This window comes from Chryseobacterium culicis, assembly GCF_002979755.1.
GTDB classification, from domain to species: Bacteria; Bacteroidota; Bacteroidia; order Flavobacteriales; family Weeksellaceae; genus Chryseobacterium; species Chryseobacterium culicis_A.
The window spans coordinates 88,985-107,601 of the sequence record NZ_PCPP01000003.1; the positions used below are offsets into that span (position 1 = coordinate 88,985).

The following is an 18,617-nucleotide window of genomic DNA, read 5'->3' on the forward strand; positions in this document are numbered from 1 at the left end:
TTTTTTATACAAATATCCTGATCTGATTATTCTTAAATCTTGACTGAACTCAAGATTTTTTAAGTCGGGATAAAGTTTCCGGGGACATCCTCAGGTAATTGGCAATATATTTATTGGGAACTTCCTGAAACAGCTTTGGGCTTCGTTTTAAAACCCTCTCAAATCGTTCTCCCGGAGCGTTGATCAGTAAATCTGTTTCTCTTTCCAGCTGCTGCAATACCAGATCTTCGAGGATACTGATCCAGAATTTCATATGTTCATCATCTGATTGTACAAACCCATAAAAATCCTTTTTTGAAGCTGTTTTTACGATTGTTTTTTTAATCGCCTGAATATAAAGATCCGAGGGTTTTTCTGATAAAAACGAATCAAGGCAGACCATAATATTTCCGGTATATCCGAAACGAATGATTCTTTCTTCCTTTTCATCCATCATAAAAATCCGGACACTTCCTTTTTCAATATAATAAATAGAGGTATCTGTACTCCCCGAAATCTTAAGAAATTCATTTCGCCTGAATTCTTTCTTTTCCCAATGGATTCCGCTTTGAAGTAATTTTTCAACCATTTCATTTTATTATTTGCTTTTCCAAAGATAATAGGTAATTTTAAAGTTTTAAAACACTAATCACTGATAATGCTCAAAAGAACAGCCTTTTTCATGCTGCTTTCTATCGGATTTTCCGGAATGAAAGCACAGCAGACCATTCCTTTCCGGATCACCAAACATCATAATATCATTGTCAAAACTTTGGTCAACAAAAAAGATTCACTGAATCTGATGTTCCAGATTGCCATGAAAGATTATTCAATCTCTCCCGAACACAAGCTGAAAGCAGGTCATATTATTTTCAATAAAGACGAAATAAGTGATCATAATACCGTAGAAATTGGAAAAATTACCCAGAAAAATGTACGCTTTTTTGATAACCAATTAACAGGTCATGAGGCTGACGGAAAAATAGGTACCGGAATTTTTGAAGGCAAAGCTTTTAAAATTGATTATGACAACAATCAATTTGTGATGTACGATAAAATGCCGGATCTGAAAGATTATCAACCTATTAATATCATTTTAGATCATGATGGATTCTACCTTGCCGGAGATAATATCATTGATGGGGATCAGCAGCAGGAAGCCTATTTTGTTTTACAATCCGGATTTTCAGGAACAATTTTGTACAGCAATACCTTCGCAGAAGAAAAGGAACTGGACAAAAAACTAAAAGTAACCGGAGAAAAAACTTTGAAAAATTCTGAAGGGAAAAGCTTAATTACCAAACAGGCAGTTCTTCCTTATTTTAAATTGGGAAATCAGGTTTTTAAAGATGTTTCTGTAGGATTTTTCTCAGGAGAGCTGAAAACACAAAATGTAAGCTACCTCGGTGCCGATATGCTCCGCAGATTCATCTGGATATTTGATGCAGAGAGAAAAATGGCATACATAAAACCCAGCAAATACTTTTCGGAACCTTATTACAAAATGAATTAGAATATGATAAACACCTTAATGCCAAGAAAGATAATGAAGATCAAAACTGCCGCAGCACTTTTGTTTTTTCAACTGGTTATAGTAAGCTGTCAGAAAGAAGAAAAGAAAACCGTTGTCACAGAAACAAAAACTACGATTGATTCTGTAAAAACAACAAAAACTGAAGAGAAAATAGATTATACCAACTTTAATATTTACAGTCTTTCTATCATTTCATCAGCCGAAAAAGATTCTGATATGGAAATTTTTATTTCTGTCTCGGATATCTATAAAGGAGAGCAGCCTATTCCTGCTGCTATTCTTAAAAACCAGAAGCAGATGACGTATGAAGAACGCCAGCATTTTGAACTGGATGCTCCCAGCAGAAAAAAACTCCTCACCGGAATTCATCTCACTGAAAATGATTCTCTCTATATTTATGAGTATGGATCTAACAAGCTGCAAAAAATGGCTGTCAGTAAATTAAAAGCAGTGGCTTACCTAAGTCCTTATACAGATAGTGAAGATTTGGATCCTGATTCTTATATGATGGGATTTCAGGTTGCCACTCACCAAAAGACAACAGACTACGACCGATACAATAATGCCATCGCTTATTTCGGGAATAAAAATCCTTTTGTAGAAAATAAAATGAAAGCTGTAAAATGGCAAAAAGCAAATGCTGATATTTCTAAAAAATATTTCAGTCCATCAAAGTTAGCTACAGGAAAGTCCTATCAGGCACAATATGAAAATATGACCTACTATCTTCAGGATTATCTTGAAGAGGGAAATCCCGTAGAACGTAAGCTGGCCGTTATCAATGATCGTAAAGAAAAGATTGCTGAGAAAACATTCAGCCTTGCAGGAAGTGATGGTGGAGAATTTCTTCCTCTTTATGGAATAGATGCTGATGAAGCCAATATTTTCCAATTTACAGGTCATCTTTTCAAAGGAAAACCTCCGGTTATTTTTGGATTTATTGCGCAGTCATTTGGCTGTCCTTCCATTAGTTTTTTAGATAAAAAAGAGAAGGATTTCCCGATTAATTGTGATAACAGACATTAGGAAAGACTTTCGGAGAAAATCTGCATAGATTCCTACGGAATGACAAACTGTGTGAATATGCTTTTAGAATAAATCTGCTCAATCAGCAGAATCTGCGAGAAAAATTAAATAGGAACGGGCTTTAGCCAAAACTTATTTTTAGAATCGTTATAGATCAAAAAAAGCCAATCTGTTGATTAACAGATTGGCTTTTTTATGTTCAGTTTATTATTTCTTAGGATAATATCTCTCTTTCAGATGGATAAAATAGGTTTCAGATTCTTTGAAGCCATTGCTCTTCATAAACTTGATCACTACATTCAAATAGTTTTCTGAAGGGATAAAATCTGTTCCCATTTTTTCGGAAAACTTTTTATAATCTTCTTCAAGCAACGTTGGATTTTTAGCAAGCTGCTTTATATCGGATCTGAATCCTTTAAATATGAATTTTAAAGCCTCATAATTTCCGGGATAGGAAACAGTTCCGTGGGTCTCACCTTCGAAGAAACTATGTTTATAGTTTAAAGATCCGTTCTTTTCTATGATTCCTTTAAACTCTTCAATGGCCTGGGTCATATCGGAATTCCAGTTTTTCTGCTGTTCTTCATTATCAGCCTGAGAAACATACAAAGATTTTTTGACCGGGAATTTCTTATTCTTTTCCAGATATTCTTTTGTTTTTGCAATCATTACTTTATTATCCCACCATAAGCTAGGATCATTGGCAACATAGGCATTGAAATAATCAGGATTTGTAAGAAATGTATTGATAGCAAATAATCCTCCGAAAGAATGTCCAACCAACACAGAATAATCCTGAGTTCTGTAATTTTTACTGATGAATGGTTTCAGTTCTTCCTGCATAAATTTCAAGAAATTTTCACTTTCTCCACTGTCTGCAAAAAGAATAACATTGGGATTTACAGGACTTTTCTTCTGAGTTTTAGTGGGTGTAAGATCTCTTGTTCGTTCTGTATTTTTAATGCCTACCACAATACATTCCGGAATATCGGCATAAGGAGTTCGGGCAATAAAATCTGTTAATCCTGTGTAATATTCGAAATTGATTTCTCCGTCTAAAAGATAGATCACCGGATATTTTGCAGGGCTGATGGTATTGTCATTATACGTTTTAGGCAGGTGAACCCAGATTTCTCTGTTTTCGTTTAAAACTTTTGAAAATAAATTTTGCTTCTCTCCAATGGTCAGTTTTTCCTGGGCTTTCCCCAACGTAAACAGTAGAAATAATGGGAGGTATACAATTTTAAACCAGTTGTTCATGGTGTGAATCTTTTCTGTGTTGATGAATATTTTTAATTTCTTTATTCTTTTTAGGGGATTTATTCCTTCTTCCCCACCAGATCAGGAATCCGGTAATCGGGAGGCTGGTGCAGATAATCCCGATAACGAAGGTGAATATTTTACCAAACATTCCGCCCCAATAGCCTACATGCAGGTCAAAATTCATATGCTCAATGATTTCATGCATCTGAACTTCTTTGGGATAATCTATCTCATTCCCGGTATATTTATTCGTTTCTATACTTTTGCCATTGACAAGGCTTTTTAAACCAATAAACTGAGCTATGCCCACGTGATAAACTGTTGCTGAATCATTTCTGGGAATACTCATTCTGAATTGCTTTGCTTCAGGAAACTCTTTAAATTTTTTCTCTACAAAATCAGTATAGGACAATGCTTTTTTCTCAGGATCAAATTTAGGCTCATATTTTTCTGCAATACTATGGGCATCAACAGCACCTCCGAAAGTCTGCTGGGTAAGATTCGTTAAAACCTTATAAGCCATAATCAGTCCTGTAATGGTAATGAACACTGCCGGCAGCAATGAATAAAACCCAAAGACATTATGAAAATCGTAGTTTTTCCTGCGCCATTTTGTTCCTGATTTGATTTTAAAAGCTGTCGTTCTTGTGGTTTTATTCCATTTTTTAGGCCACCAGAGAATCAATCCGCCAATTAACTGGATAAAAAATATGATAGAAGCAATTCCAACCACCGTTTTTCCAAACTTTCCTGCCAGCAGCTGGGCATGGATATGCGCTACAACATAGAAAAATTCATAGCTTTTTGTGGAACCCATTACTTTTCCGGTGTAAGGGTCAAGATAATGATAGGCAAATACCCCTCTTGGACCACGTTCTTTCTTTTTGGGTTTTTCTGCTTTGTCAGCATTTTTATCTTTAGGCGGTTTAGTGGCTGATGCTACTCTGAAGCTTCTGTCTGCATCTTTATAAGTATCAAAATAGAATGCTTTTCTATCCGGAACCTGCTGATGGAATTGGGTCAGTAATTCTTCAGGAGTCATTTTCTTGGTATTCGCCGGAACCTGAACATATTTGGCGCTTCCTCCGCACAGATCAATAATTTCGTCACAAAAGACAAATACGGTTCCTGAAAGCGTAACCGTAAGCACAATGATTCCGGAAACCAGCCCGAGCCAGAGATGCAGCCAGCCGATGATCCGTTTGGTAAGGGATTTTCCCTGTTTTTTTTTAGGATTAGTTTTTTTATTTTCCATATCTGTTTCCATTCTCCAAAAAATGTAAGTGTAGAAAATGCAAGGACGCAATTGTATTTATAATGGCGTGTTTGTAAAGTGAAAAGAGTTATTCCTGCTGCCATTTACTTTAGCATACTTGAAGGCATCAGAAATAGGTATGTATTATAAATCAAAGTTTTGCGCCCTTGCGGTTTTCATCCTTATATTGTAATTGAGATTATTTTTTGTTTTTTATTAAAATTTGAAGGCAAAATTGGCAAGAATTTCTCTTGGCTTTTGTGGTTGTCCGTAGAAGTTCCAATAGGTTTCATTCAGGGCATTATTCATTTTCAAACCGATTCTGTATTTTTTCTTGTCATAGAAAATTGTAGCACCAACAGTGGTATAAGAAGGCGCAAGAAAATGATTAATAATATTGATATAGGTTTTATCCACGAAATTAAACCCAGCCCCAAAGCCAAGCCCTTCATAAGCACCCTCCATAATTTTGTAGCTCGTCCATAGATTCGCTACATGTTTTGGTGTCCATGCAATTCTTTTTCCGCTGTCTTTGCTACGGTCATCATATTTATTGTCGTTATAACCATATCCGGCAACGATATTCCATCCTTTGAAAGGGTTGGCAATAATTCCTATTTCCAGTCCCTGACTTTTGATATTACCATCCTGAATACTTCCTATTCCGCCTGGATCTGCAACCAATCTGTTTTTAACATTAATATTATAATAACTTACGGTTGTCAGTAATTTTTTATGGAAAAGATCTACTTTAAAACCTGTTTCAATCTGATTTCCCTGCTCAGGATCCCATTTTGTTAAAACACCTACTTCATTCAGTGAAGGAGCATAATTTTTAAATCCGTTTACGTAATTGGCAAAGAATGAAATCTGATCTTTTACAATTTCATAGACCAATCCAAATTTTGGTGAAAACTGGGTCTGGCTGTACCCTGTCACTTTATTTTCAGGATATCCGTTTTTCGTAGAGATTTCTACACCGTTTACAACCGTATCATCATTTTTATAGCTGTCTACTCTCAAACTTGCCATTACCAGAAAATTATCTGTGATATTCAAAACATCAGAGATGTAACCGCTGATTGTTCTGAATGTTGTAATATCAGATTCTGTGGATTTTCTCTCCTTATTCATGAATTTATTTCTTGAAATAGGATCCCATGCTGAAGAGCTGTCGAGATTCACTTTGTCATAAGGCATGAACACATTGCTGTATCCGTTGGCTTCATAATAAGGAAACTGATATTTTGTTCTTTGCTGGAAATAATCAATTCCCACCACCAAACGGTTTCTTAAGTTTCCAATTTTAAAATCTCCTGTAAAGTTCTGCTGGATATTATCTGTTGTCACTTTAAAGCTGTCAAAAGGGCGGATCATTCTTTCTACCTGATTGTTATTCAAATATCGAAGGACTAAAAAGATAGATTCATTCTCATTGGCTTCCCCTCTTTGGTAAGATGTTCTGGAAGTCCATTGATCATTGAATTGATGCGTAACCTCAGCCATCGTTACAAAATTGGTTCTTTTGGAACCGATGTCATTGCTTGTAAACGCTCTTTTATAAGCAACTTCCAGGTCTTTCATGGAGTGCAGCGTCAGTTTTTCTGAGTTTCTTACATACGCATTCAATGTTTTATCCGGTGCATGAAACTCAGTATCCAACGTTACTGTGGTTTTGTCGCTTACTTTATATAAAACACTTCCTGAAAAGAACAATCCTTTGTTGTAGCCGGCATCCTGAAAAGAATCCTGTGAATATGCCGCCACATTGAATCTTGCTAATGCTGTTTTTTCCTTATTCAAAGGGGTATTTACATCTGCTGTGATTCTGTTCATTCCCCAGCTTCCGGTGGTATAATTGATAATTCCCCCGAAGTTTTCCTGGGGTTTTTTAGTGACAATATTCACCACTCCACCATAGTTGGCTAAGGTTCCTCCGAATAAAGTTCCGGATGGTCCTTTAATTACTTCTACTCTTTCAATATTAGCAATTTCAGACTGTACCCTTGGGTTTTGGGTCAGTCCGTTTCTGAAACTGGCATTTGAACTGAATCCTCTCATGAAAATATCATTCCCGCTGTCGTTCACACTATTGCTTACTACTACTCCGGGAGCAGAGGCCATGGCTGTATTGAAGTCCATTGCTCCCATTTCACTGATGATTTCTTTAGGAACAAGATTGTAAACAGTAGGATTTTCCAGATTTTCCAGAGGAAGTCGTGCGATAGATTCGGATTTTTTGGTTCTGTAATTATGAGTTCCCTGTAGTGATACGGACTGGATTTCAGCCACTTTAATGGTATCCGTTTCCTGGGCACTCAGCATCGTTACGGCTAATAGAGCTGCAGAAATAATTGTTTTTTTCATGTTTATAATTAAGTTAGTTCCGCAAAATTATCTTATTTTTATTAATTCTAAATAAAAACATGACACAAATCATAAAATTACATTTGTGAAATGGCCCACCAATAAAGGGTTTAACGAAAAGAAAAAAAATTAAATAATTTGTGATATGTGGTCAATACGATAATTCATGTTTAAATTTTTCTTATCTTAATGTGATGTTATATAAATCTCATTATTCATTATAATTTCCAGAAATGAACAACAATATCCAAGAGACCATTCAGCACTTTCTTCAATTTCTTTCAGGAAGAAAACTGACAGAACTAACGAACCTATTTTCTGACACCGTAGACTGGTATATCCCTGGAGATGAGCAAAAAGCAGCGTGGCTGGGAGTAAGAAACAATAAACAGGAAGTATCTGATTTTTTTGAATTATTATGGAAGAATACGGAACCCGTTTCTGCTAAAATTGACCATATTTTCAATGATGATGAAAATGTTGTTATTACGGGAGAATTTGAAACAAAGATGCTGGAAACAGGTAATGTTGTAGAGTCTTTATTTTGTATTCAGATGCGCATTCAGAACGATAAAATTATACGCTATAGACTACTGGAAGATAGTTTGGCAGTTTCAAAGGCTTTGGATAAATAGCTAAAGATTATTTATCTTATTGATAACAACATACATTGGAATTGTTTAAACTTATCAAAAAATATTGGATATTTCTTAAACCATTAAGAAGGATTTAAGCAGTAAAGCATAATTAAGTTAAGATAAATCATACTGATTTTTAAGCTTAAAGCGAAGCTTATCTTAATACTCTAAACACCTTAATGTGATCTTAATGTTTCAAAAAAGTTTAAACAAGTTTATTATCAATGAGATTCTTCTTTCGTGAAAATGACATTGCTTTTAATGTCTACAATTATCTATCAAATCACAGCAGAAGCCATCATAGACATAAAGTAATTGGCGCAGTGTAGAGCATTAATTAACACAATTTCTTTCTCCGGAAAGGTTTCAAAGGCATCAGAAGTTGTGATCTGATATTCGTAATTCAGGGAAGTCCACTTCAGATGTGGCTTTATAATCATCAGTTCTACCCCTTCCTGATCTGTAAGAACAAATGATTCTTTAAAAATCCCTCTGTGTTTAAAAAGGTAACCATTCTTTATACCGTCAAAATAAGTCTGTACCACAATTTCACCATTCCAGTTCATCCTGAATTTCAGAAGTACTCTTTCATGATCTTTCAGCTCAATGGTGGTTCCCCAAAAACCTTTCGGCTCTACCTGATAGCTCTGACCCTCTGCAATTTCAATGACAGCATTAAATTTAAACCAGCTTGTATAAGTAAGTTTTCCAATTAATGTCTCTTCTTTTGTGACTTCAAAAGATAAAGAATTGCTTGATTTCGCGTAATATTCTGCCATGGTTATATCTGGATTTGGTGAAGTTTTTATTAGTTTTTAGATCGCATTAACAGCTTGAATTTTAACGCTCTAATTTATAAATAATTCTTCAAACATAATCTACTTTTAAGATGATAGAATAAAAACTATTGTGAATTAATTCTGAGAATCTTTTTTATAATAAAAATTTGCTTTCAAATATGTATCTGAACAACTTATTATTTGCTTCCGAACCAGTATTCCCACTTTTCATTATCAATCCCGAATTTTCCCTGCCACCATCTAGCGGGGTAGCCAACATCATCATTTCTTATAGGTCTGTGTTCTCTTTCAGGATAGGTAATGTAGTGATCTGCGTATCCAAAATGCTCATCATCATGTAAAATTCCAATGATTCCTAAAATTTCCAATACTCCTAACCGTTCTTCATCATTTGATTTGAAGGTTTTAGAAATTTTCTTTTTGAGTTGAGAAATTCTGTCGTTTGGATCTGCTGTTTCAATGATTCCTTTCAGTTCATTGAGTATTCTGTAATCATTTTCATTGGGTTTGACAGCCGGAAGCTTTGGGAACTGTTCTACATCAAATAAAACCTGAATTAAATTATCAAAACAGGCTCCATCTTTATACTTGAAATAATTGATCGTATTGAATTCGATAGGTTCTTCAAATTCATACGTATGAATGCCACATACGGCACAGATACCTTCATTAGGTTGTGGGCTTGGTGTAAAGCTATGCTCAGTCAGACTTTGGGCAATACAGTAGCTGGATAAGAATGAACGGTATTCCAATTGTCTTGTACTCAGGCTGTAAATAAAGGCATCAACAACGTCCTGCTTTGTAATATTAGCAACAGCTTTTTTAATTCTACGGCAAATTTCATCATGGCTTATTTCCTCCTGATCATACATGACAGACTGTTTCTTTGCGTACTCAAAATCATCTTCGGTGATGTATTGCATATAGGTTTCCCAATAAAACCAGTCGCTTAAACTTTCGTTCTGGGAAGTTTTTATTGTATTGAGTAAAATCTTTATTGCTTTTTTATCCATTCTTCATTATTGTTAAGTTTTTCATAATAATGATTTAAATCTGCATTCAACATGATTTTTGGATTTTCAAATACTTCATTTGAAAAATAGGTTTTATAGACTGCTGATTGATCAAAATCTTTATAATAAAGTTCTATTTCAGGATTTATTCCATTGTATAATTTATATGTTCCAACTCCGTAAAAATGACTTTCAAACGTTTTATTCTCATACAAAGTTAAAGTGTCTGCCATATGTGGAGCTTCTACACAACAAACTGAATTATCAAAATTCTTGTTAATATACTTTCCATAGATATCTTGCTTCTTTAATGGAAAATTAATATTGAGAATAAGCATAACAACTAATATTATTACAAATACTAAAAATGTTTTTTTCATAAAATTGCTCATAATACCATCCTATTCTTCTGAACTACCATAAGTTTCTTTATTCAATTTTGTAAACATAATCATTACGGATAAACTTAATTTTATCTTTCAATTCTGCAGGATAAAATATTGTTCCATCAATCTCAACACTTTTAATCATGTATCTCCAGCTTCCATTATGACTTTTGTGAATTTTTGTTGTTGAATTTGGATAAAGCTCAATAACAATGGAAGAATCTCTCACTTGTATTTTTTCAAGAGCCTTTGGATTTTTAATTTTATAAAAAGAGCGCGGTGACAATATTCCATTTTCGTAATTAAATGCAAAACTGCCGGATTCATCATCAATTGCTTTCGATACAGGATAATTATAATTGATCTTGATTATTTTTTTGGCCCCAGTGAGATTTTGAATATAAAAATCAGTCAACCAGGAGCATCCTGAAAGAACCGTTATGAAAACAAAACTTAAGAATCCTATCATCATTGATTTTATACGCATTGTATTGAAGTTTAGAGGGCTTTTGTAAAAATAATCAGATTACTTTAATTTATTAGTTTTTCTGATAAAAAAATCCCACAAGAAAATTTGTGGGATTTTGAATATTTATTGCATTCGAAATTACATCGTCTCCATTTTGAAGCTCATGCTTCCTATACAATAGCTTTAAATTTTTTTCATAAAGCCAGCAAGATATATTATTATGCTAAGGTGATAGAAATAATTAATAAATTATTGGGGTTTATGATCTTTACTATAATATTCTGCAGTAAACTTTATTTCTTTTTTTAATGGTCCTGACATAATCATTCCTATAATAAATCCAGTGACTAATCCACCTATGTGAGCAGCATTATCAATACCTCCTGTGAACCCCATAAGCAAGTTAAAACCAACAAAAACAATTGTACTGATAAAAAAAGCTTTATTAAAATCCACAGGGAAAACTTTTAAAAGCATACAAGCAAGAAAAAAACCATATAAACCAAAAATTGCCCCAGAGGCCCCTACACTTACCGTTGCATCATACCACAAAATACTTGTAAGACTAGCCAAAATGCCTGCTATTAAATATATCAATAAATACTTCCCTCTGCCTAATAATGGTTCAAGGAAAATCCCAACAAATAATAACCCAAACATATTTGCGAAAATGTGCATTAATCCTCCATGTAGAAATGTATTTGTCAACAATCGCCACCATTGATTATCTGTAGTCAATGGTTTAAAATTAGCTCCCCAATTCAACAAATCATCACTTTTAAAAGAAACTAATCCCAGTCCTGAAAATACCATTAAGATGTAAATTAGTAGATTTAAATCAATTAAAATAGGAGTTATAAAAAATCCTTCTTTTGGAATAAACATATCCAGCATTTCCTTTAATTCTGAATCTATTTTCGTAACACCTTTTTCCTTAAAACTTTCTAATTTATTTTCATTAAACTTAGGAAACAACAATAAGACAAAATAGATAATAGCTCCTATTGCAAAGGAACCTAATACCCAGGAAAACTTATTTCCATTTCGTGTTTCAAATGGTTCTGTTCTTGCTTCAAAAATTATATTATCTTGAGATAAATTTTGCTCTGCTTTTTTAAGAGCTTTATTATATTCATCATGATCTTCTGTATTTCCAATGGTTTCTAAATAAGTAAATTCATGAAAATCTGTATTTTCAAATTCTTTCTGTGACTGTTCAGCAAACAGTTTATATTTTTCATTCTTTTCTTCATCTGAAAGACTGTTACTGATTTGCTCCGAATATAGCTTACCAAGCCAATATTGATGAGTAAGATTAATTGTATCGGACGCCTTTTCCAAGATTGGCATTGCTACATAAATAAGCATATTAAAACGCTCATTATTTCTGCCTGTAACAGATACAGTATTCTGTATGGCAATATGTCGTTTATCTATATAATAATTTTTGAGGGTATAATATTTTGTATGTTCTGTTTTGTACATTTCCGAAATAGCATTAAGCTTTGTTAGCTCCCCGGTAGAAGTTGCTAAATATTTTTGGGCAATAATTGTCGGAATAGCAATAGCCATACAAGCTAAGAATTGGTAAACAAAAGAAGAGTTCTCGTTTTTAAGTTTCAACAATTTTATCCTTGGTCGAAGCCAAATCAAAATTGGAATAAAAGATAATCCAAAAGGTAGCCAAAACTCAGTAATGTCTTCTTTCAATGGGATACCTATCTTCATAAAAAGTAACCAATTCAGAAAGGTATATATTAAAGTAAAACCTATTGCAATTAATAAAAATGGTTTGTAAATAAATAGTAATTTTTCTTTCATTCTGTTTTCAATTTTTCAACTAGTTCTCAGTTTTTCTTTTGTTGAGTTTGTATTTATCATTATGTTCAATCAGAGCTCTTAAATATTTATCCTGCTTCTAAAAATCCTAATAATAAGTTTCAAAATTACTTCTTTTCTTAAAAATTTAAATTAAAAAAGCCTCATAGATTTCACAAATCTATGAGGCTTACACTATTTATTCTTACTCGAAATTACATCGTCTCCATTTTGAAGCTCATGCTTTCGATTACTTTTAAGATCGCTTCTACAGTATCCATTGAAGTTAAACAAGGAACACCGTTTTCCACGCTCATTCTTCTGATCTGGAATCCGTCTCTTTCAGCTTGTTTACCTTTTGTAGTGGTGTTTACAACATACTGAACTTTTCCTTTCTGAATCAGGTCGATAAGGTTTACACTTTCTTCTCCGATTTTATATCCTATTTTGCAAGGAATTCCTTTTTCTTCGAAGAACTTCGCAGTACCTTCCGTAGCCCAGATTCTGAATCCTACTTCATGGAATCTTGCCGCAAGAGCTGCTGCTTCGTCTTTATGCTTATCTGCTACTGTGAAAAGGATAGATCCGTGCATAGGAACTTTTCTTCCTGCTGCAACCAATCCTTTGTACAATGCTTTTTCAAGGGTTGTATCTTTCCCCATTACCTCTCCTGTAGACTTCATTTCAGGGCCTAAAGAGATGTCAACTTTCGTTAGTTTGGAGAAAGAGAATACCGGAACTTTTACAAATACTCCTTCTTTGTTTGGAACTAGTCCGTTTTCGTATCCTAAGTCTTTCAGTTTTTGTCCTAAAATTGCCTTTGTAGCAAGGTTAGCCATAGGAACTTCTGTAATTTTAGATAAGAAAGGAACTGTTCTTGAAGAACGAGGGTTTACTTCGATTACATAGACGTTTCCTTCGAAAAGAACGTATTGGATGTTCATTAATCCGATCACCTTCAGTCCTTTTGCCAGTCTTTTTGTATAGTCTACCAAAGTATCAATCTCACTTTGAGAGATATTTTGTGGTGGATATACTGCGATTGAGTCTCCGGAGTGAACTCCCGCTCTTTCGATGTGTTCCATAATTCCCGGAATCACTACAGTTTCTCCGTCACAGATGGCATCTACTTCAATTTCCTTTCCTACCATGTACTTGTCAACCAATACAGGGTGTTCAGGGCTTGCTTCTACAGCATTTTCCATGTAGTGGGCCAATTCTGCTTCTGCGTATACAATTTCCATCGCTCTACCTCCAAGAACGTAGCTTGGACGTACCAATACCGGATATCCGATTTCGTTAGCAATTTTTATCGCTTCTTCTTTTGAAGTTGAAGTTCTTCCTTTTGGCTGAGGAATTCCCAGTTCCTGAAGTGCTTTTTCAAATTTATCTCTGTTTTCAGCTCTGTCAAGATCTTCTAATGAAGTTCCTAAGATCTGTACTCCGTGAGAGGCTAGTTTATCTGCAAGGTTAATCGCAGTCTGCCCTCCGAACTGTACCACTACTCCTTTAGGTTTCTCAAGCTCGATGATGTTCATTACATCTTCTTCTGTAAGCGGCTCGAAGTATAGTTTATCAGAGATTGAGAAGTCTGTAGAAACTGTTTCTGGGTTGTTGTTGATGATAATCGCTTCGTAACCCATTTCTTTGATTGCCCATACAGAGTGAACTGTTGCGTAATCAAACTCAACTCCCTGTCCGATTCTGATAGGTCCTGAACCTAGTACGATGATTTTTTCTTTGTCAGAAACAACACTTTCGTTTTCTTCCTCGTAAGTTCCGTAGAAATAAGGGGTTTCAGATTCAAATTCAGCAGCACAAGTGTCAACCATTTTGTACACCGGCATTACTCCGTTTTCTTTTCTGAAGTTGAAAACCTCACGTTCTTTTACATTCCAAAGAACAGCAATATTGATATCTGCGAAACCTAATCTCTTCGCTTCAATTAAAGTTTCTTTATCGAATTTGTTTTCAGCGATTACTTTTTCGAAGTCAACTAGTTTTTTCAGTTTCCAGATGAAGAACTTATCGATTTTACTCCATTCTACAATCTGCTCCCAGTCGTATCCTCTTCTTAAAGCATCTCCGATAATGAACAATCTTTCATCATCACATACTCTGATTCTTCTTTCGATTTCCTCAGCAGTAAGCGCTTCCGCCTGCTTAGTTTTTAATCCTAAATGTTTGATTCCTGTTTCTAATGAACGGATAGCTTTCTGTAAAGATTCTTCCAGATTTCTTCCGATTGCCATTACTTCACCAGTCGCTTTCATCTGAGTAGAAAGTCTTCTGTCTGCCGTTTCGAATTTATCGAATGGGAATCTTGGGAACTTCGTTACCACATAATCAAGAGCAGGTTCAAAACATGCGTATGTTTTTCCTGTTACCGGATTCATGATTTCATCCAGTGTTAATCCTACAGCAATCTTTGCAGCAATTTTCGCAATCGGATATCCTGTTGCTTTACTTGCTAGCGCTGATGAACGGGAAACTCTTGGGTTTACCTCGATAATATAATACTCGAAAGAGTGTGGATCTAAGGCCAACTGTACGTTACATCCTCCTTCAATTCCTAAGGCTCTGATGATTTTTAAGGAAGCATTTCTCAGTAACTGATACTCTCTGTCTGAAAGTGTCTGAGAAGGTGCTACTACGATAGAATCTCCTGTGTGAACTCCTACCGGATCTATATTTTCCATGTTACAAACCACAATGGCGTTGTCGTTTGCATCACGCATTACTTCGTATTCAATTTCTTTGAAACCTGCGATTGATTTTTCAATAAGACACTGAGTAACCGGGCTGTGTTTTAGTCCCAATTCAGCAATCTCTTTCAATTCAACTTCTGTAGAAGCAATACCTCCTCCGGTACCTCCCATTGTAAAGGCAGGACGAACAATTACCGGGTAACCGATCTCATTGGCGAAAGCAAGGGCTCCTTCTACCGTGTTTACGATATCAGATTCCGGAACCGGCTCGTTCAATTCTCTCATCAACTCACGGAAAAGATCTCTGTCTTCAGCTCTGTTGATGGCAGAAAGCTTTGTTCCCAATACTTCCACTTTGCACTCTTCAAGAATTCCTGATTTCTCCAATTCTACCGCCATATTCAGTCCTGTCTGACCTCCCAATGTTGGTAACAATGCATCCGGACGTTCTTTTCTGATGATGTGGCTTACAAACTGTAATGAAATCGGCTCGATATATACTTTATCAGCGATTTCCACATCCGTCATGATTGTTGCAGGGTTTGAGTTGATCAAAATTACCTTGTAGCCTTCTTCTTTCAGAGACAGACAAGCCTGCGTTCCTGCGTAATCAAATTCAGCTGCCTGACCAATGATGATAGGTCCTGAACCGATTACTAAAATTGTTTTTATATCTGTACGTTTTGCCATTTTTCTTTTTTTATTAGAGTCAAGAACCTAGAGCCAAGAGCCAAGATTTCCAGACTTTATTTTAAATTATTTTTGAATGAATAAATCATTCTTTGAATTTCAGAAACTTCATTGAGTAAAGCGTTTACTTTTTCTTCAGATAAAAGATCCAACTCTTTTACCAAAATCAACTGAGTTTGCAATTCAAATGCAGAACCTAAAGCGATAGCAAGAAAATGATTAAACTCTTTATTGCTATTTCTTCCAGAACCTTCAGCAATGTTAGACGGAATAGAAATAGTACATCTTTTAATCTGTAAAATTAACCCATACTTTTCGTCACTACTGATCTCCGGGCAAATCATGTATATATTTTTTGCCAACACAATAGATTTTTGCCAGAAAAGTAATTTTTCAAAGTTATGCATGTCCTTTTTCTCTTAAGTCTTAATTCTTGAATCTTGGTTCTTGGCTCTTAAATCTTACTTCTTAAAGTCCTCCATCATTTGAATGAACTCATCAAACAGGTAGTTTGCATCTTCAGGGCCAGGGCTCGCTTCAGGATGATACTGAACAGAGAAACAAGGGTGGATTTTGTGTTTCAATCCTTCGTTTGTTCTGTCATTCAAGGCGATGTGTGTTTCAATAAGGTCTGTTCCTTTTAAACTTTCCTGATCTACAGCATATCCATGGTTTTGAGATGTGATTGCTACCGTATTCTTCTCAAGATCCAATACCGGGTGGTTTCCTCCTCTGTGTCCGAATTTCAGTTTGAAAGTTTTCGCTCCACAAGCAAGACCAATTAACTGGTGTCCTAAACAGATTCCGAAGATGGGAACTTTTCCTAACAATCCTCTGATCATATCCAACGCGTGTGGTACATCTTCCGGGTCACCAGGACCGTTTGATAACATAATTCCGTCAGGATTCATCAATAGGATCTCTTCAGCTGTAGTATCCTGAGAAACCACGATGATATCACAGTTTCTTTGAGATAATTCTCTGATAATCCCCAGTTTTGCACCAAAGTCTACCAATACTACTTTGAAACCTCTGTTAGGGTTTGCGTAAGGTGTTTTTGTAGAAACCTCCTCTACCTGATTGGTAGGGAAATTTGTTGATTTTAACTCAGAAGCTACAGCAGCTTCGTCAGCATCAGCATTTACAATTTTTCCTTTTACGACTCCATAGTTACGAAGAACTCTTGTCAGTCTTCTGGTGTCGATTCCTGAAATTCCTGAAAGGTTTTTCTTTTTAAATAATTCATCTAAAGTAATCTGAGTACGGAAGTTGGAAGGAAGATCGCAAAGTTCTTTTACGATAAGCCCTTTAATTGCCGGCTCGATACTTTCATAATCATCACGGTTAATACCATAATTTCCGATAAGCGGATAGGTCATACAAACTATCTGACCGCAGTATGATGGGTCAGAAATCAATTCCTGATACCCTGTCATTCCGGTATTGAAAACTACTTCCCCTGCAGTTTCCAATTCTGCTCCGAAACCTTCTCCATGAAACACTTCACCGGACTCCAGTATTAATTTTTTCTTCATTTTTAAAAATTAGATTTTCTATTATTTTCTTTTTTTTTCTAATGTCTTATGTAAAATGTATTCTTTACCTTGTACATTTTACTTTTTACAATTTACTTAAATGTATACCCTTTGCTTTCTAACGCTTCTTTCAAAATGGCCATTCTGGCGAAAACACCGTTTTCCATTTGTCTAAAGATTCTTGATCTCTTGCATTCTACAAGGTCTGAATCTATTTCCACTCCTCTGTTGATAGGCGCAGGGTGCATGATGATTGCTTCTTTTTTCATCGCCTGCTCTCTTTCTTTGGTCAGACCGTATCTTTTATGATACTCCGAAGCGGTAAAACTCATTGCAGCATCATGTCTTTCGTGCTGGATTCTTAATAACATTAATACATCCACTTCAGTGATCAGTTCATCTACAGACATATAAGTCCCGTTGATCAGTGCTCCTTCATCAAACCATTGTTCCGGTCCTGAGAAGTATACTTTTGCGCCCAATCTTCTTAATGCCTCAGCATTTGAATTGGCAACACGGCTATGTTTTACATCACCTACAATTCCTACTTTTAAACCTTCAAACTTTCCGAATTCCTGATAAATGGTCATCAGATCCAGCATACACTGTGAAGGGTGGTTTCCTGTTCCGTCTCCTCCGTTGATTACCGGAATCTCAATATTTTTCAGTTCTTCGAAGTATCTGTCTTTCTTATCTCTGATTACCACAAGGTTTACTCCTATACTTTCAATCGTCTTTACGGTGTCATAAAGGCTTTCCCCTTTGTTTACCGAACTGTGTGATGCATCAAAAGGAACTACCTGCAATCCCAGTTTTCTTTCTGCAAGGTCAAAACTTGTTTTCGTTCTTGTACTGTCTTCGAAGAAAAGGTTTGAGCAAAAAACTTCTCCTTCAATTTTAGCAGTTTTACCGTTCGCAAAAGCCAATGCTTCTGTCAGTATACTGTTGATTCTCTCGGTGCTTAGTTCTGTAATCGTAAACATAATTCTAATTTTTGGGCATAAAAAAAGCGAAGACAACTATCTTCGCTTAATAACAATAAATATCGTAAAGGGCGCTTTCGCCCGGTAAATCTAATGATATAAATGCTTTTTTATTCATTAGGTGCAAAGATACAACAATTTTATGAACCTACA

The 18,617-nt window shown here is 35.3% G+C and carries 16 protein-coding genes; 3 read left to right on the forward strand and 13 right to left on the reverse strand.

Translation table 11 applies throughout. The features are described 5' to 3' along the window. Window positions 1-49: 49 nt before the first annotated feature. Window positions 50-568: a Crp/Fnr family transcriptional regulator gene (locus CQ022_RS17000; protein WP_105683508.1), complete on the reverse strand. Its 519-nt coding sequence runs from the start codon at window positions 566-568 to the stop codon at window positions 50-52. Window positions 569-637: 69 nt separating this feature from the next. Between CQ022_RS17000 and CQ022_RS17005 the strand changes: the two genes are divergently transcribed. Both CQ022_RS17005 and CQ022_RS17010 read left to right on the forward strand, forming a co-directional pair. After that, window positions 638-1,492: a hypothetical protein gene (locus CQ022_RS17005; protein WP_105683509.1), complete on the forward strand. Its 855-nt coding sequence runs from the start codon at window positions 638-640 to the stop codon at window positions 1,490-1,492. An 18-nt stretch (window positions 1,493-1,510) separates the two neighbouring features. Next, window positions 1,511-2,539 (forward strand): hypothetical protein, encoded by a 1,029-nt coding sequence (locus CQ022_RS17010; protein ID WP_105683510.1) that lies wholly within the window; start codon window positions 1,511-1,513, stop codon window positions 2,537-2,539. A 207-nt stretch (window positions 2,540-2,746) separates the two neighbouring features. Here CQ022_RS17010 and CQ022_RS17015 read toward each other — a convergent pair whose 3' ends face one another. From CQ022_RS17015 to CQ022_RS17025, 3 genes are all read right to left on the reverse strand, one after another. Continuing rightward, on the reverse strand, window positions 2,747-3,799 hold the full coding sequence (locus CQ022_RS17015) for an alpha/beta hydrolase (RefSeq protein ID WP_105683511.1): 1,053 nt from the start codon (window positions 3,797-3,799) through the stop codon (window positions 2,747-2,749). Next, complete coding sequence (locus tag CQ022_RS17020) at window positions 3,783-5,057, reverse strand: PepSY-associated TM helix domain-containing protein (RefSeq protein ID WP_228421762.1); 1,275 nt, start codon at window positions 5,055-5,057, stop codon at window positions 3,783-3,785. Before CQ022_RS17020 ends, CQ022_RS17015 begins: the two co-directional genes overlap by 17 nt. A gap of 216 nt (window positions 5,058-5,273) precedes the next feature. Further along, on the reverse strand, window positions 5,274-7,424 hold the full coding sequence (locus CQ022_RS17025) for a TonB-dependent siderophore receptor (protein ID WP_105683513.1): 2,151 nt from the start codon (window positions 7,422-7,424) through the stop codon (window positions 5,274-5,276). A 233-nt stretch (window positions 7,425-7,657) separates the two neighbouring features. Here CQ022_RS17025 and CQ022_RS17030 point away from each other — a divergent pair, with 233 nt between their 5' ends. Then, complete coding sequence (locus tag CQ022_RS17030; protein WP_105683514.1) at window positions 7,658-8,059, forward strand: nuclear transport factor 2 family protein; 402 nt, start codon at window positions 7,658-7,660, stop codon at window positions 8,057-8,059. Between the two features lie 281 nt (window positions 8,060-8,340). Here CQ022_RS17030 and CQ022_RS17035 read toward each other — a convergent pair whose 3' ends face one another. The 9 genes from CQ022_RS17035 to CQ022_RS17075 form a co-directional block, all read right to left on the reverse strand. Beyond that, on the reverse strand, window positions 8,341-8,841 hold the full coding sequence (locus CQ022_RS17035) for a hypothetical protein (RefSeq protein WP_105683515.1): 501 nt from the start codon (window positions 8,839-8,841) through the stop codon (window positions 8,341-8,343). Window positions 8,842-9,038: 197 nt separating this feature from the next. Next, on the reverse strand, window positions 9,039-9,875 hold the full coding sequence (locus tag CQ022_RS17040; protein WP_105683516.1) for a hypothetical protein: 837 nt from the start codon (window positions 9,873-9,875) through the stop codon (window positions 9,039-9,041). Beyond that, entirely contained in the window at window positions 9,857-10,255 is a 399-nt protein-coding gene (locus CQ022_RS17045) for a hypothetical protein (RefSeq protein ID WP_123864453.1), read from the reverse strand. The genes CQ022_RS17040 and CQ022_RS17045 overlap by 19 nt, the downstream gene beginning before the upstream one ends. Window positions 10,256-10,304: 49 nt before the next feature. Then, window positions 10,305-10,748, reverse strand: a complete 444-nt coding sequence (locus CQ022_RS17050; RefSeq protein ID WP_105683518.1) for a hypothetical protein — start codon at window positions 10,746-10,748, stop codon at window positions 10,305-10,307. A 231-nt stretch (window positions 10,749-10,979) separates the two neighbouring features. Next, window positions 10,980-12,551 carry a rhomboid family intramembrane serine protease gene (locus tag CQ022_RS17055; RefSeq protein WP_105683519.1) on the reverse strand — a complete coding sequence of 524 codons (1,572 nt, stop codon included), beginning with the start codon at window positions 12,549-12,551 and terminating at the stop codon, window positions 10,980-10,982. A 212-nt stretch (window positions 12,552-12,763) separates the two neighbouring features. Beyond that, on the reverse strand, window positions 12,764-15,946 hold the full coding sequence (carB, locus tag CQ022_RS17060) for a carbamoyl-phosphate synthase large subunit (RefSeq protein WP_105683520.1): 3,183 nt from the start codon (window positions 15,944-15,946) through the stop codon (window positions 12,764-12,766). A 56-nt stretch (window positions 15,947-16,002) separates the two neighbouring features. Further along, window positions 16,003-16,353, reverse strand: a complete 351-nt coding sequence (locus CQ022_RS17065; protein ID WP_105683521.1) for a four helix bundle protein — start codon at window positions 16,351-16,353, stop codon at window positions 16,003-16,005. Window positions 16,354-16,407: 54 nt separating this feature from the next. Then, window positions 16,408-17,481: a carbamoyl phosphate synthase small subunit gene (locus tag CQ022_RS17070; protein ID WP_105683522.1), complete on the reverse strand. Its 1,074-nt coding sequence runs from the start codon at window positions 17,479-17,481 to the stop codon at window positions 16,408-16,410. Window positions 17,482-17,573: 92 nt separating this feature from the next. After that, window positions 17,574-18,464 (reverse strand): aspartate carbamoyltransferase catalytic subunit, encoded by an 891-nt coding sequence (locus CQ022_RS17075; protein WP_105683523.1) that lies wholly within the window; start codon window positions 18,462-18,464, stop codon window positions 17,574-17,576. Window positions 18,465-18,617 lie beyond the last annotated feature (153 nt).